General features: G+C 32.8%; 11 protein-coding genes and 1 pseudogene. 8 read left to right on the plus strand and 4 right to left on the minus strand.

The window, feature by feature from the left end:
- Window positions 1-249: 249 nt before the first annotated feature.
- The 5 genes from mbcS (at window position 250) to FNL83_RS01720 (ending at window position 8666) form a co-directional block, all read left to right on the plus strand.
- Window positions 250-1845 (plus strand): acyl-CoA synthetase MbcS, encoded by a 1596-nt coding sequence (mbcS, locus tag FNL83_RS01700; RefSeq protein ID WP_001830656.1) that lies wholly within the window; start codon window positions 250-252, stop codon window positions 1843-1845.
- A gap of 347 nt (window positions 1846-2192) precedes the next feature.
- On the plus strand, window positions 2193-4820 hold the full coding sequence (ppdK, locus tag FNL83_RS01705) for a pyruvate, phosphate dikinase (protein ID WP_001830624.1): 2628 nt from the start codon (window positions 2193-2195) through the stop codon (window positions 4818-4820).
- A 1-nt stretch (window position 4821) separates the two neighbouring features.
- Window positions 4822-5640, plus strand: a complete 819-nt coding sequence (locus FNL83_RS01710; protein ID WP_001830630.1) for a pyruvate, water dikinase regulatory protein — start codon at window positions 4822-4824, stop codon at window positions 5638-5640.
- A 208-nt stretch (window positions 5641-5848) separates the two neighbouring features.
- Window positions 5849-7348, plus strand: a complete 1500-nt coding sequence (lqo, locus tag FNL83_RS01715) for an L-lactate dehydrogenase (quinone) (protein ID WP_001830651.1) — start codon at window positions 5849-5851, stop codon at window positions 7346-7348.
- 394 nt (window positions 7349-7742) lie between these two features.
- Window positions 7743-8666, plus strand: a complete 924-nt coding sequence (locus tag FNL83_RS01720) for a hypothetical protein (RefSeq protein WP_001830655.1) — start codon at window positions 7743-7745, stop codon at window positions 8664-8666.
- A 132-nt stretch (window positions 8667-8798) separates the two neighbouring features.
- Here FNL83_RS01720 and FNL83_RS01725 read toward each other — a convergent pair whose 3' ends face one another.
- Window positions 8799-9689, minus strand: a complete 891-nt coding sequence (locus tag FNL83_RS01725) for a fructose bisphosphate aldolase (RefSeq protein ID WP_001830665.1) — start codon at window positions 9687-9689, stop codon at window positions 8799-8801.
- Window positions 9690-9993: 304 nt separating this feature from the next.
- Entirely contained in the window at window positions 9994-11355 is a 1362-nt protein-coding gene (locus FNL83_RS01735; protein WP_001830662.1) for an FAD-dependent oxidoreductase, read from the minus strand.
- 609 nt (window positions 11356-11964) lie between these two features.
- Between FNL83_RS01735 and FNL83_RS01740 the strand changes: the two are divergent.
- A pseudogene (locus FNL83_RS01740) lies at window positions 11965-12144 on the plus strand (IS5/IS1182 family transposase); the annotation flags it as partial.
- A gap of 3 nt (window positions 12145-12147) precedes the next feature.
- On the opposite strand, the gene FNL83_RS01745 reads toward FNL83_RS01740, so the two are convergent.
- Complete coding sequence (locus tag FNL83_RS01745) at window positions 12148-12738, minus strand: hypothetical protein (protein ID WP_001830659.1); 591 nt, start codon at window positions 12736-12738, stop codon at window positions 12148-12150.
- 322 nt (window positions 12739-13060) lie between these two features.
- On the opposite strand from FNL83_RS01745, the gene FNL83_RS01750 reads away from it, so the two are divergent.
- The gene (locus FNL83_RS01750) at window positions 13061-13939 is read left to right on the plus strand and encodes a hypothetical protein (protein ID WP_002489707.1); all 879 of its coding nucleotides are present in this window, start codon (window positions 13061-13063) and stop codon (window positions 13937-13939) included.
- Between the two features lie 103 nt (window positions 13940-14042).
- On the opposite strand, the gene FNL83_RS01755 is transcribed toward FNL83_RS01750, so the two are convergent.
- Window positions 14043-14474 carry a hypothetical protein gene (locus FNL83_RS01755; RefSeq protein ID WP_001830680.1) on the minus strand — a complete coding sequence of 144 codons (432 nt, stop codon included), beginning with the start codon at window positions 14472-14474 and terminating at the stop codon, window positions 14043-14045.
- A 265-nt stretch (window positions 14475-14739) separates the two neighbouring features.
- Between FNL83_RS01755 and FNL83_RS01765 the strand changes: the two genes are divergently transcribed.
- On the plus strand, window positions 14740-16077 hold the full coding sequence (locus tag FNL83_RS01765) for an aspartate aminotransferase family protein (protein ID WP_001830675.1): 1338 nt from the start codon (window positions 14740-14742) through the stop codon (window positions 16075-16077).
- Window positions 16078-16135 lie beyond the last annotated feature (58 nt).

Consider the following 16135-nt stretch of genomic DNA (forward strand, 5'->3'; position numbering starts at 1 on the left):
AATGAATTGTACACACGTAAAAGTATATTTGACTTGTTCAAATAATATAAGATAAATGAATGTAGCAAAAAGTTATTGTCAACAATCAAAAAGTTAATGATAAACCTGTACATTAATTTATGTTTCAGGTTTTTCTTATTTGAAAATTTGTTAGTTGATGATGAATAATATGAATGTTTTTAAGAGGTTTGATAGATTATAAACCTTTGGTAATGTTTAGATGAAAGTGAATTGAAAGGAAGTACACTTATGAATAAATCAAATTTACTAGCACCTGAGAATTATAATATTGTTACAGAAATAGAAAAATATGCCTCAGAAGATCATAAAAAAGCCATTATTTACAAGGATAACGAGCATGAAAATATTTCTGTAAGTTATAAAGAACTTATCAGTAATGCTAATAAAGTAGGGAATGTATTCCTCAATCATGGGCTAAAAAAGGGAGATAAAGTTCTCATCATGATGCCACGTGCAATCGTTACATATGAATTATATATTGCAGCATTGAAACTAGGGATAGCGATTGTTCCAAGTTCGGAAATGTTACGAACAAAAGATTTACAATATCGAATTACTCACGGTGAGATTGATGCAGTTATTTCATTTGATTCTCTAACTAAAGAATTTGAAAACGTTAAAGAATATGACCAATTAAAAAAATTTATAGTAGCTGGTCACAAAGAAGATTGGGTTTCAATAGAAGATGAAAAAGAAAAAGTAAGTGATGACCTTAAAGGCGCAGATACAACACGAGATGATTTGGCGATTCTTTCTTATACATCAGGTACAACAGGCAATCCAAAAGCAGTAACGCATTCACATGGATGGGGGTATGCCCATTTACAAATGGCACCAAAACATTGGTTATGTATACAAGAGAATGATCTTGTATGGGCAACTGCAGCACCAGGGTGGCAAAAGTGGGTGTGGAGTCCATTTTTATCTGTATTAGGGATGGGAGCAACAGCATTTGTCTATAACGGTCGTTTCCACCCTGAAACATATCTCGAGTTACTTCAAAATTATCAAATTAATGTTCTATGTTGTACACCAACAGAATATCGTATGATGGCTAAACTTAGTCATTTAGAACAGTACAATTTAGAGTATTTACACAGTGCGGTGTCTGCGGGTGAACCTTTAAATCGAGAAGTTGTTGAACAATTTAAACGTCATTTTAATATTACTGTTCGAGATGGATATGGACAAACCGAAAGTACATTGTTGATCGGATTTCTAAAAGATACTGAACCACGTATGGGTTCTATGGGCAAAGGTATACCTGGTAGTTTTGTTACTGTCATTGACGATGATGGTAAAGAGGTTGGTCCAAATGTTAAAGGTAATATCGCCGTGCCTTTAGACTTACCGGCTTTATTTAAAGGTTACTTTAAAGATGAAGCACGCACAAAAGCAGCTTCAACAGGTGATTATTATGTTACTGGAGACCAAGCTCATATTGATAATGATGGTTATTTCTGGTTCGAAGGTCGCCGTGACGATATTATCATTAGTTCAGGATATACCATTGGACCTTTCGAGGTAGAAGATGCACTAACAAATCACGCAGCTGTTAAAGAATGTGCAGTTGTTGCAAGTCCTCATGACATTCGTGGAAATATTGTTAAAGCATTTATCATCTTGCAAGATGATTATGAAGCAAGTGATGAGTTAATCCAAGAATTACAAGTATTTTGTAAAAATGAAGTAGCACCGTATAAATATCCAAGAGCAATTGAATTTGTTGAACATCTACCAAAAACAAATTCAGGTAAGATACGTCGTGTTGAATTACGTGACGCAGAAATAAAAAAATATAAACAACAAGATTCATCACATTAAGCATGAATGAAAATATTTCCTGGGACACTTATACAATGTCTCAGGTTTTTTTATTTTGACTGTCAGAGACTAATATTAGAATATGCATTAGTTTAATTTAGTTAATGTGATGGGACAGGGAATTCAGTATGAATTTTGCCCTGCTTTTTAGATTGCATGAGTATAACCTAATCAATGATGAATTGAAAAATAAAATCATGAATAAAAAAGCATTAAATTAATACTTTTGACATATTTAGAGCAAATTTAATGAAAGCCTTTTCTTAAAAATGTTGTAATTCTCTTTTTATTATGACATACTTGTAAATAAATAGTATGACATAATAAAAAATAAGAGGTGGTCAAGAATGACACAATTCGTTTATGCATTTAATGAAGGAAATATAGCTATGAAAGACTTACTTGGTGGTAAAGGTGCCAATCTTTCAGAGATGAAGAGACTCGGACTACCAGTACCAGATGGTTTTACAATTACGACTGAAGCTTGTATTACATATTTAAAACAAAATGAAGAACTACCTACAGAAGTAAAGACACAATTAATTGATCATTTAGCAGCTTTTTCTAAACGAACAGGAAAAGCCTTTTCCTCTGATGATAACTTGTTATTAGTATCAGTACGTAGTGGTGCAAAAATTTCCATGCCAGGAATGATGGATACAATTCTTAATTTAGGACTTAATGATGATAATGTAAAAAAGCTTGTTGACAAAACAAATGATGCACGATTTGCATATGATTGTTACCGTCGTTTACTACAAATGTTTGGAGAGGTTGTTTATGGTATTCCAATGACAGCTTTCGATACATATTTTAATGATTTTAAAACAAAGCATCGTTATCAAAATGATGCTGAAATTCCGGCAGAAGGACTACAAACTATATGTGAAAAATATAAAGAAATCTATGTAGAAGAGGCATATAAACCTTTTCCCCAAGAACCGTTAAAGCAATTAGAAGAAGCAATTGAAGCAGTATTTAAATCTTGGGATAATGATCGTGCACGTGTATATAGAGATTTAAATGATATTCCACATGATATTGGTACAGCCGTAAATATTCAGGAAATGGTATTTGGTAATAGTGGTGAAAATAGTGGTACGGGTGTAGCATTTACAAGAAATCCAGTTACTGGAGAAAATCATTTATTCGGAGAGTACTTACTTAATGCTCAAGGTGAAGATGTTGTTGCAGGCATTCGTACCCCTAAGGATATTGACACTTTAAAACAACAAATGCCAGATGTACATCAAGAGTTTGTTGATGTAACCAAACAACTTGAAAAACATTACAAAGATATGCAAGACATAGAATTTACAATTGAAAATGGTAAACTTTATTTATTACAAACACGTAACGGAAAACGTACTGCTAAAGCTGCAATAAAAATTGCTGTGGATTTAGTTCACGAGCAATTAATTACACGTGAAGAAGCAGTATCAAAAGTAGAAGTAAAATCAATAGACCAATTATTACATCCTAATTTTAATGAAGAATCATTAAAGCAAGCGACAGTGGTTTCTAAAATGGGCTTACCAGCTAGTCCCGGTGCAGCAACAGGAAAAGTAGTCTTCTCTGCTGAAGAAGCAAAACTTCAAGCTGAAAATGGTAATAAAGTAGTGTTAATGCGACCGGAAACATCACCTGAAGATATTGAGGGGATGGTAGCAAGTGAAGCAATCGTAACAACTCATGGTGGTATGACATCACACGCTGCTGTTGTAGCAAGAGGAATGGGCAAATGTTGTGTGACAGGATGTTCGAATGTAGAGATAGATACAGTGAACAAAACAGTATATTATCCTGAAGGTGAATTACATGAAGGGGATATCGTTTCTGTAGATGGTTCAGCTGGTGATTTATATTTAGGAGCAATTGAAACAGTCAATGCTGAACATAGTGAAGAGTTCGATCAATTTATGACTTGGTCTGAAGAGATTGCAAGACTGCAAGTTAGAATGAATGCTGAAACACCACAAGATATAAAAGCTGGATATAATTTTGGTTCTAAAGGAATAGGTTTAGTTCGTACTGAGCACATGTTCTTTGGCCCTGAACGTTTAATAGAAATGCGCCGTTTTATCTTAGCTTCAAATCATGACGAACGTGTACAAGCTTTAGAAAAAATTAAAACATACCAAGTAGAAGATTTTGAAACAATTTTCAGATTATCTCAAGATAGACCTACGATTGTTCGTTTACTTGATCCACCGTTACATGAGTTCTTACCATCATCTGAAGAAGATATAAACAATGTTTCTCAACAGCTGAATGTATCTTCAGAGTTCTTACGCAAGCGAATCGTTGACTTAAATGAGGTCAATCCAATGCTTGGTCATCGTGGTTGTCGTTTGGCTGTGACTTATCCAGAGTTATATGAGATGCAAGTTGAAGCTATCATTGAAAGTGTTATTAAGCTTCAAAAAGAGGGCATAACGTGCCTACCAGAAATTATGATTCCTCTCGTGTCAACAGTAGAAGAATTTACAACTTTAAAAGAACGATTAGTTAATACAATTACACATTTAGAAAAAGAATCACAACAAGATATACAATATATGATAGGTACTATGATTGAAACGCCTAGAGCATGCTTGATTGCGAATGACCTTGCGAAACATTGTGATTTCTTCAGTTTTGGTACTAATGATTTAACGCAATTGACATTTGGTTTCTCTAGAGATGATGCAGGAAAATTCATAAATGTGTATACTGAAAATAACATTTTACAGCTTGACCCATTCCAAACTTTAGATAGAGAAGGTGTAGGACGACTAATTCAATTAGCTGTTGAACAAGCTAAAAATACAAATCCAGAGATAAAAATTGGTGTATGTGGTGAGCTTGGTGGCGATGCAAAATCAATTCGTAAATTTAACCAATGGGAAATTGATTATGTTTCATGTTCACCATTTAGAGTTCCGGGTGCAATTTTAGCTACAGCTCAGAGTCAAGCGGAGGAAAGCGAGCGATAAGGTGAAGGATAATAATGAAGTATTAAAGTTATTTATAGTTTCAGATTCAATTGGAGAAACAGCGCAACGGATGATTCATGCGACGCTGACACAGTTTCCAGATTTAACTCAAGTAGAAATTAAGAAATTTCCATATATTAAGGACGAACAAGAATTTTTAAATGTCTTACAATTAGCTAAAGAACAGAATGCAATTGTTGCAACAACATTAGTGAGTGAGTCATTTAATGCATTAGGTCATCAGTTTGCAAATGAACATCAAATTCCCTATGTAGATTACATGTCTGAGTTAATTAGCATAATTAAACAACATACACACGCTAAACCATTAATGGAAAGTGGTGCGTTGCGTAAGCTTAATGATGAGTATTTTAAGCGTATAGAAGCAATTGAGTATTCAGTGAAATATGATGATGGTAAGCATTTTACAGATATTGGAGAAGCGGATGCTTTAATAGTAGGTGTATCACGTACCTCTAAAACGCCATTAAGTATGTACTTAGCTAATAAAGGATATAAGATTGCAAATATTCCTTTAGTCCCTGAAGTGGCTATTCCAGATAATGTATTTCAACAAAAGAATTTAAAGGTATTTGGATTAACAGCAAGTCCCAATTATATCGCAAATATACGACGTAATCGTGCAGAAACATTAGGGCTATCTTCAGAATCTAATTACAATAGTTTAGAGCGTATCAAAAAAGAATTATCTTATGCTGAAGAAGTTTTTAGAAAATTAAATGCAACGGTAATTAATACAGAATATAAATCGATAGAGGAATCGGCATTTTATATTGAAAAGTTTTTAGCTAAACGTTAAATGTTCATAAAAATATATATCATAAAATTGTCATAAATTTACTATTAACAATTTACTTTTCAAAGTGCTTGCTTTAACATAGATATGTAAAAGCTATTAGATTTGATTCTTTTCTAAGGTTTTGAGGTTATAAAGTAATATAACAAGAATGATGACGTCTAATTAGCTGGAAAGCAATATGATAACTACTACACAAGAGGTGAACATTATGGCTATGTCTGACAAAAAAGACGTCGTGTTAATCGGTGCTGGTGTACTAAGTACTACATTTGGTTCTATGTTGAAAACGATTGCACCTGATTGGGACATTCATTTATATGAACGTCTAGATCGTCCTGGTATTGAAAGTTCAAATGAACGTAACAATGCAGGAACAGGACATGCAGCTTTATGTGAATTGAACTATACTGTACAACAACCTGATGGTTCAATTGATATTGAAAAAGCTAAAGAAATTAATGAACAATTTGAAATTTCTAAACAATTCTGGGGTCATTTAGTTAAATCAGGAGAAATTCAAAATCCTAAAGAATTTATTAATCCATTACCTCATATTAGTTTTGTTCGTGGTAAAAATAACGTTAAATTCTTAAAAGATCGTTATGAAGCGATGAAGCAATTCCCTATGTTCGATAATATCGAATATACTGAAGATATTGAAGAAATGAGAAAATGGATTCCATTAATGATGAAAGGCCGTGAAGATAAGGGCTACATGGCAGCGAGTAAAATAGACGAAGGAACTGACGTAAACTACGGTGAATTAACTCGTAAAATGGCTCAAAATCTTAAAAACTCACCAAACGTTGAAGTGCAATACAAACATGAAGTTGTTGATTTTGAACGTTTGTCTAATGGTAAATGGTCAGTTAAAATTAAAAATCTAAATAATGGACAAGTATTCGAACATCAAACTGATTATGTGTTTATCGGTGCTGGTGGTGGCGCAATTCCATTATTACAAAAAACTGGCATTCCAGAAAGTAAACATTTAGGTGGATTCCCAATCAGTGGTCAATTTATTGCTTGTACAAATCCGCAAGTTATTGAACAACACGATGCCAAAGTTTATGGTAAAGAACCACCTGGTACACCACCAATGACGGTACCTCACTTAGATACACGTTACATTGATGGTGAAAGAACATTATTATTTGGACCATTTGCAAACGTGGGACCTAAATTCCTAAAACATGGTTCTAACTTGGATTTATTCAAATCAATTAAACCATATAACATTACGACTTTACTTGCTTCTGCAGTTAAAAACTTACCATTAATTAAGTATTCATTTGACCAAGTCATCATGACAAAAGAAGGTTGTATGAACCATTTACGTACGTTCTATCCTGAAGCACGTGATGAAGATTGGCAAGTTTATACAGCTGGTAAACGTGTACAAGTTATTAAAGATACTGAAGAGAATGGTAAAGGATTTATCCAATTTGGTACTGAAGTGGTTAATTCTGAAGACCACTCAGTTATTGCATTACTAGGCGAATCACCAGGAGCATCAACTTCAGTATCAGTAGCACTAGAAGTTTTAGAGAAAAACTTCCCTGAATACGCGAAAGACTGGGAACCTAAAATCAAGAAAATGATTCCTTCATATGGTGAATCACTTATTGATGATGTTCAATTAATGAGAAAAATACGTAAACAAACATCTAAAGATCTTGAATTAGGATTCTATAATAAAGCAAAATAAAAAGATATAGCGTTATCTATTAATCCATATTAGGTAAAGTTGCTGTATTTAATCTTATAAATGCCTGAGACAATGAGTGTCTCAGGCATTTTTATATATTAACAGTCAATGGTGTTAATTTGCAGATGGAAGGGATTCAAATCAAGATCGTTAACTATCATATCCTTTGATAAGGCAGCGAAAAATTCAATACAAAGTATATTTCATATCTTTTCTTTAATTGATAGATAATTAATGAAAATTCATTTTTTAAAATTAATAAATAAAAATATGTATAGATAACTATATATTCAAAAACTTAAATAGTGTATTATAAATTTATAAATAGCAATTTAAAACTAAGTAATATTTAATTGTTATTTCTCTGTATATAAAAATTAAAAGGAGATAGAATATGAAAAAATTTTGGGGAATTTTATTAATTGTGATGTCAATTGCTCTTGTGGGATGTTCGAATAGCAATGATTCAGATCAATCTTCTAATGAAAAGTCATCATCAAAAAGTTCGGAGAAAAAAACGGATGTGGCGACTGAATATACAAAAGAGGACGAATATAAAGAACTAGAAAAAGAAGCTAAGGATCTTAAACAAAAGCCAGTTCTTAATGAAATCGATGCACTTATTACAGAAAAAGGTTTTACAAACAAAACGGGATTGCAAGGCTGGGAAGACTATAAAAAATTAGTGGATAAGGTAACACTTGCAGATTATAAATACACAAAAGAATCTAAAGGGTCATCTATAGAAGAAGTTAATAAGTTCTTTAAAGATAAAAAAGGTGTAGAGATTAAACGAATGAAAAGTAAGGAAAAAAATATTAAGCATATCAATTATATGTATGTAGATCCAGATGGTAAAAAAACAGGTGAAAATAAGCAACCTATGTCCTACGCTCAAATACTTGCAACATTTAAAGAAGGTAAATTAGTAGCTACAAATATTCAACCTGGATTTTTTGCTTTAGACAAAAAGAAAATGGTTAAAGCTAAAGACTTAGAAAAAGTTAAGACATTGGAAGATTTAACGCGTTTGAAAGATCCTAAAGCGACATCATATGGTATTTTACAGACGAAATATAAAGGGAAACCATACACTCAAGTTTCAATATTAGGCAGTGATTCTGATGAAGAGAATGATATTTCCTCAGCCATCTTAGCTTATTATCTATTTTCACCAACGGAATTAGATAGTGACGATAATCATAAATACGTTGAAGTTGCATCAGCGCCATTCTTAAGTGCTCAAAACGATTTTTCATCTTATCAACTAGGCGTATTTAAAAAAATTATCGAAAGTAGTATGTCGTTCGATGAATAATCAAAGGACAATATGTGTGTAAAGTATAAAAAAACCGTGTGGTCAGATTAATCTACCACACGGTTTTAATATTTATCTAGACAATGTGATGTTGTTTAGATAAAACATTGTTCGTTATGAACTGATAAATGATTAGTTTTTATTTACTGACGCATCATAGATTGAATCTACAGCATCGCCTAATGCTTTATCGAATTCTTCTTGTGATTGGCTAGCACGTAAGTCACTTGCTAATGCACGTGAGAAGCTTGCAATTAATTCATCGTTATCTTTTAACAATTTGTTAGCTTCATCTCGGCTGTAACCACCTGATAATACTACTACACGTACAACATTAGGGTGGTCAGCTAAATCTTTATATAAGTTAGCTTCAGTAGGAATAGTTAATTTTAACATAACTAATTGATCATCGTTTAATGAATCTAAACCTTTTTTGATTTCAGCTTTTAAAACTTTCTCAATTTCAGATTTATCTTTAGCATTAATATTAACTTCTGGTTCGATAATAGGTACTAAACCTTTAGCGATGATTTTTTTAGCGAATTCAAATTGTTGTTCAACAACATCTTTGATTCCTTGTTCATTAAGTTCAAGGATGTTAGAACGCATTTTAGTACCGAAGATATGACGTTCATTTGCACGATCTAAAGTTTCATCTAAATCATCAATAGGTTTCATTAATTGTACGCCATTTTTCTCTTCAGCAAGACCTTTGTCGACTTTTAAGAAAGGAACAACGCCTTTGTCCGCTAAATAGTCTCCAGTGTATTTACCTTCAACTTCGCGATCCATAGTTTGTTCGAATAAAATCGCACCTAAAATTTTATCAGGTGAAAATGAAGGTGAAGTTACAACACGTGTACGCATATCGTGAACAAGTTGGAACATTTCGTCTTCATTACTGTATTGGTCTTCATTCACACCATATTCTTTAAGTGCTTTAGGTGTACTACCACCACTTTGGTCTAATGCAGCAATGAATCCTTTACCATGAGTCATTTTTTCTAATTGTTCTTTATTCATACTTTCCACTCCTTAATATAACTTTCATATACAGTATGATAAAAATTACTTTTTATCTCAAGTTTTTCTACTTGAAAATGATGAAAAATCACATAATTGTTGTAATTAACTATGATTTAGATGTGTGAAATGTAAATAAATCGTAACAGTGGTTTTCCTTAAATGCATCATATCGTCAGAAACACCGATGAATAGAATTGAAAAAGTTTAACTGGTATTTGCAATTTAACTATCAACTGATAAAGGTTAAATCAACCTAGGACAACAATAGATAATTACTTTTTCCTATATCAGATTAAGAGATTTAGAATAACATCTTATCGCTACCAAATGTATCTCCCAATGCTTGTTGGGCTAACACATTAAGATAATGCCAAGGTCTATCATAATCAGGTTGGAAGAAGAAATCTTGGACAGCGAGCTGTTCAAGTGTGAAACCAGCAGATATTACTACTGAAATTGTGTTAATAGAAGCAGTAATATCTTCTTTTGACATGACTTGACCACCAAGTATACGGTGAGTGTCTTTATCATAAATAATTTTCATATGAATTTTCGTATCATCTTGCATAAACTGAGGACGAATCAATTCTTCTACGTATGTTTGACCTAAATTGCCATCATAATTATCGATTTCTGTACCGTGAATGCCAGTTTGTCCAAATTTATAATCAAATAATTGTAAACCTGAAGTACCAGAAACGCGTGGCATTGTCATTTCTTTACCCAACATGTTTTTTGCTGCGACAACGCCTTGACGTCTTGAATTTGTTGCTAATGCAATATAACGATCCTCAGATACTGGTGCAAAAGGAACTAATGTCGCATCGCCACCCGCATAGACATCTTTAGCAGATGTTTGTTGTTGGTGGTTAATGTTTATAATTCCTTTCTTACCTAAATCAATTTTATCTTTTAGCCACTCGGTAGCTGGTTCGACACCTACAGCAAATAAGACAGTATCTGCGTCATATTCATTTTTGTCGGTAACTACAGTAGTTACTTCGCCATTTTGATTTCCTGAAATTGATTTTACTGTTTCGCCACCTTTAAAATGAAGACCATGTTGCTGTGCATTTGTTTCTAATATGTCTGTAAATTCTTTATCTAAGTAAGTGTTTAATATACGATCAGCGACATCTACGATTGTAGTATCTATGTCTGCTTTAGCAAAAGCTTCAGCAGCTTCAATACCGATATAGCCACCTCCGACTACAACAGCCTTTTTGGCATCTTTCATGCGTTCTTTAATTTGATTTGCCCAATCACGTCCACGCATAAATAATACATGTTTATATTTTTCAATTCCATCGACTGGAGGGGTAACAGGTTTGCCACCAGGACTTAGGAACAATTTATCATAAGAATAAGTTGCTGTTTGACCTTGGTGTTCAACTACAACAGTCTTATTGTCAGTATCTAAATCTGTGACTGTGCTATTCGTATGAATATTTACACCTTGTGCCTTATAAGAGTCAACTGATGCGTAATGTAAATCATCTAATGATGATGAGATGTCTTCAAGATAACTTTGAATACCACAAGATAAAAAGGACGGTTGATCTGCACTTTCAAAAACTTGAATATCAGCATTTTCATCTTCTTTAAGCAATGTTTGGATCACTTCATATCCTGAATGAGATGTACCTACCACAATATATTTCATTATGAGGTCCTCCTTTTATTTATAAAAACGTATTGATTACGTTAGTTTTAGCAATTACATTATGATATTTACCCAGGTAGTTAAATTCTATTCAACGTCATTGAAAAAGTGATATATTCTTCAAAATTTTGTAAAAGAATTGGGGATTCGTTCACGTTCGATTAATATGGAACTTAAGTCATTGACTCAAGGATTTTTACATATGGGTAGTCGATAGTGGATTGAAATACGATTTTATCAAGTTTGTTTCAATATTTATGTTATTGGTAAGAGGGGATAATGTGTTCAAAATGTTTTGCGAAACTGTAGTTTAGTTATGCTTTTAGTTACTTAGATATTTATTTTACAAATATTGAAATTAAAAGGAGAGGCTGGGACATAATTCCTAGCAAAATAGCCAGTAAATGGGTTTTTTATAAATTCATTTACTGGCTTTTTATTTATAATACCTCGTATTGTTGTCTCGCTTTCTTAGGGGACAGCTTCAGCTTGTCCTGTTCTCTCAAGGACTCGCCAAAATACTTTGTCTTTATATGTGAAATACTAAAAAAATAAGACCCTTTCGTATAATTTAATAAACATCACTAAACTAAATTAACGAGGTGCCTTATGTATAAAGATTATAATGTGACTCAACTTACGCTACCAATGAAAACTTCATTTTTTATCCCCGCAAATGATATTTCACGACATGCAAATGATATTGTAGAAACAATTCCCGAGACTGAATTCGATGAATTAAGACATCATCGGGGTGCAACATCATACCATTCAAAAATGATTTTAAAAGAACTATGACATTTTACGTAAAGGTTGATGGTAAAGTGTAATGAAACCAGCAGTGAGTAAAAATAGACTTATTATACCATTTGTATTGAAATTTTTATCTTTCATACCAGTATTCGGTAGCATATCAGATGAACTTTGTTGTGGTAAGTCAGAAGATTGAACTTGACCTACGTAGTATGAATTGAGCTCACGTGTACTATCCACTGCTTGTGTCTGTTGAGTAGAGTGTCGTTTTACTTGTGAAGATGTTGTAGCAATATCTTGTGCAACATAACATTGTCGTGTATTGAGTTGACTATATTCTCCATAATTTCCACTTTTATATAGCACCACTCCATTTTTGTATACTTTATAAGTACCGACACCTGCACCAGATTTATTATTTATATCAATTGTGAAATAATCCCCTTTATCCTTAACTTTTTTGAAATTTTGTAAGTCCGGATTGCCACCACTATTTTTCATAGCTTGAATTGCTACAGCTTGTGCATCATGAGATGTTACTTCGGCTGCATGTGTCGTTGTGTCATTGACACTTGGAAATAATAATAATCCTGTTAATACAGTCGTTGCAATTAGAGAAATCTTTTTCACATTGATAACCCCATTTCGAATTGATGATATATGATGTATTTAAATTACTTTACGATTATAGTTTAGCACCTTGATTGCGAGATGATAGTAGTTTAAAAGAATTCAAATACAAATTTTAAGATACGTTAAAAATCTTAATAATCATAAACCATTGCTAATGATATAGCAGTAAAACAGACGGCAAGTATTGCTTCGTAAATAGCGAATCTTTAAGAATTTGTTAAATTGTTGTACATTTTTAAAAATAGTTAGTTTATAATTATTTTATAAAGTGGTTTATTTTGTTGAGTTAAATATATTAGAATGTGAGGGAGTATTTGAATTGAAGAAATTAGCAGTGATATGTGTGTTTACAATATTAATATTAGCTGGTTGTGGTCTTGGTGATAGTGATAATAATGGAAGCTCAACGATAAATGATGATCAACAATCAGGATATAAAAGTAACAGAGATTCAAAATCAAGTATAAGTAGAAATCAAACAGAAGATAATCAGCAGGACACACAACAAGATACCCATTCGAATAGATACTATGCTCAAGTTTGGTTAACTGCTTTAGATAGTTATAGAGGTGAAAGTGACCTTCCTTTTGACGATTTAGAAATTGTACATCAAAATATTTCTAATAAAGTTTTAGATCCCTATCACCCAGACGAATCAGCCAAACTACCTGAAGGAACAGAATTGTTAACAGCAAGTGTTACTGCAGCAGGTTCAGTTTATTATAAAAGTAATGGAGATGGCACAATTACAATATATAGTGTACCATCACATTTCCAAGGGAGTTGGCGTGACGCTGATTACTCTAAAAGAGAATCTCAACGCATTATAGATGATGCTCGTACAGTTAAGTTATACAACGCTAGTGAAAGTGAAATCAATAAGATAAGTCAGATGATGAGGACTGAATTTTCAGTTGGTGATAATTTAACAGATGAAGATGATACTTCTGAATCTGAAGATCAATCAAGTAGTTCTGATGAAGCAACGGTGACACGAAGTAATGTTATCGATATAGTTGAAGACTACGAAGGGCATCAATTAGATACAGACACATATATTTACAAAGAACCAGAAAAAGATAGCGATGGTAGTTGGGGGTTCTCATTTACAGATAAAGAAGGCCATTTAGAAGGATCTTATATTATCGATAAAGATGGAGAAGTAACGAAGTATGATGAAGATGGAGAGCCAGAATAACTAATAAGGCAGTAGAGATATCATAGTCTAATTATCTATGATGTTTCTACTGCCAATATTTATTTTATAATGTGTAAAAGACATTGAGATATGAGTTTTAAAATCATAAAATTTTTTTCGAAATGATAGGTAGACAAGTCGCCATTAAAATGATGAAAAAAAGATGTGCAACTAACCACCATGCAAATTCGTTCCAACTAAAGGAAAAAAATGGACGTTGCGCAAGAAAAACGAGAAGTGGATACATCAAAGTAAATATCAATACTAAAGGTAAGTATGCTAGATGATACAAGGATTTTGAATAATGATAGATAATTAAAAAGGCGAGATAAATCAATATTCCAATACTTAAATGAATCAGTACTTCAATAATTGTTGGCACTTCATCAGGGTTGATTAAAAAATCAATATTGAGTAATAACTGAGTTAAATGTGTGTTTTGTAGTAACACATCCATTAATATAGTTATAATAAGTAATATCACGCTAATCGTGGTTGCGCATAATAAATGATAAAATATTTTTAACCAATTCATATTAATCTCCTCCGTAAAACATTTTATTCTAAATTCCCTTTAAACATATATTCTAAGCCTCAATGACATATATTTCTTTATCACAAAAGATTCGGAACGCAAATATTCTAAATTATCAGAAAATATTTACAAATCTGAAAATTATTAGTATATTGATTACTATCCTATTAATATTGATTTATTTTAAAACGATAGCAGTTGATAGTTTTATAGCTTCATATGTAGATAGCTATATTAAAAAGAGTCACTATTGGGAGGGAACTCAATGAGTAAGGTTAATCATTTGATAGATGAAGATGAACGTTATTTTGCACATTCTGGACGGATTAAATATTATCCTCTAGTTATTGATCATGGTTATGGAGCCACGTTAATCGATATAGACGGTAAGTCTTATATTGATTTATTAGCAAGTGCAAGTTCGCAAAATGTGGGTCACGCTCCGAAGCCAGTAGTCGAAGCAATTAAGAACCAAACTGAGAAATTTATTCATTATACACCAGCATATATGTATCATGAACCGTTAGTGCGATTATCAAAAAAATTATGTGACATTGCTCCTGGAAATTATGAGAAAAGAGTTACTTTCGGATTAAGTGGCTCTGATGCTAATGATGGGATTATAAAGTTTGCACGAGCGTATACAGGACGTCCATACATCATAAGTTTTACTAATGCATACCATGGTTCAACATTTGGTTCATTATCGATGTCTTCAATTAGTTTGAATATGCGTAAGCGTTACGGGCCATTACTTAATGGATTTTACCATATACCTTTTCCCGATAAGTATAGGGGGATGTTTGAGCAAGCTAAACCTAACACAGTTGAGGAATATTTAGCTCCTTTAAAAGAAATGTTTACAAAATATGTCCCTGCGGAGGAAGTTGCATGTATTGTGGTTGAAACAATTCAAGGTGACGGTGGCTTACTTGAACCCGTACCAGGTTATTTTGAAGCATTACAAGAGCTTTGCCACGCTCACAATATTCTTATTGCAGTCGATGATATCCAACAAGGATTAGGTCGTACAGGAAAGTGGAGTTCCGTAGATCATTATCATTTTACTCCAGATTTAATGACATTTGGAAAGTCATTAGCTGGAGGTTTACCAATGTCTGCGATTGTAGGTCGTAAAGAAATCATGGAAAGTCTTGAAGCACCTGCTCATTTATTTACAACTGGTGCAAATCCTGTAAGTTGTGAAGCAGCCTTAGCTACGATAAAGATGATTGAAGATGAAGATTTACTAAACGCTTCATGGAAAAAGGGGAGTTACGTTAGAAAAAGAATAGACCCATGGATAGAACGTTACCAATATGTAGGTGATGTTCGAGGTATTGGATTATCAATTGGAATAGACATAGTATCAAATAAAATTGAGAAAACTAGAGATTCTGAAGCAGCATTAAAGATATGTAATTACTGCTTTGAAAATGGTGTGATTATCATAGCAGTTGCGGGTAATGTTTTAAGATTTCAACCACCACTTGTGATTACCTATAAGCAACTTGATAAAGCATTAGATACAATAGAAGAGGCGCTTGAAAAGTTGGAAAGAGGAGAATTAAATCAATATGACATTAGTGGTCAAGGTTGGTAAGAAGCATGTAGATGAATAGCAATTCCTCGATAATAAATAACAATATTAATATAGGGAG

It is taken from the genome of Staphylococcus epidermidis (assembly GCF_006742205.1).
In the GTDB taxonomy this organism is placed as follows: Bacteria; Bacillota; Bacilli; order Staphylococcales; family Staphylococcaceae; genus Staphylococcus; species Staphylococcus epidermidis.

What these genes read in the sequence shown, in the direction of transcription:
- FNL83_RS01725 (WP_001830665.1), bottom strand. Translation starts at nt 9,689, where the DNA reads ATGAATAAAGAACAATTAGAAAAAATGACTCATGGTAAAGGATTCATT.
- FNL83_RS01720 (WP_001830655.1), top strand. Translation starts at nt 7,743, where the DNA reads ATGAAAAAATTTTGGGGAATTTTATTAATTGTGATGTCAATTGCTCTT.
- mbcS (WP_001830656.1), top strand. Translation starts at nt 250, where the DNA reads ATGAATAAATCAAATTTACTAGCACCTGAGAATTATAATATTGTTACA.
- lqo (WP_001830651.1), top strand. Translation starts at nt 5,849, where the DNA reads ATGGCTATGTCTGACAAAAAAGACGTCGTGTTAATCGGTGCTGGTGTA.
- FNL83_RS01735 (WP_001830662.1), bottom strand. Translation starts at nt 11,355, where the DNA reads ATGAAATATATTGTGGTAGGTACATCTCATTCAGGATATGAAGTGATC.
- FNL83_RS01755 (WP_001830680.1), bottom strand. Translation starts at nt 14,474, where the DNA reads ATGAATTGGTTAAAAATATTTTATCATTTATTATGCGCAACCACGATT.
- FNL83_RS01765 (WP_001830675.1), top strand. Translation starts at nt 14,740, where the DNA reads ATGAGTAAGGTTAATCATTTGATAGATGAAGATGAACGTTATTTTGCA.
- ppdK (WP_001830624.1), top strand. Translation starts at nt 2,193, where the DNA reads ATGACACAATTCGTTTATGCATTTAATGAAGGAAATATAGCTATGAAA.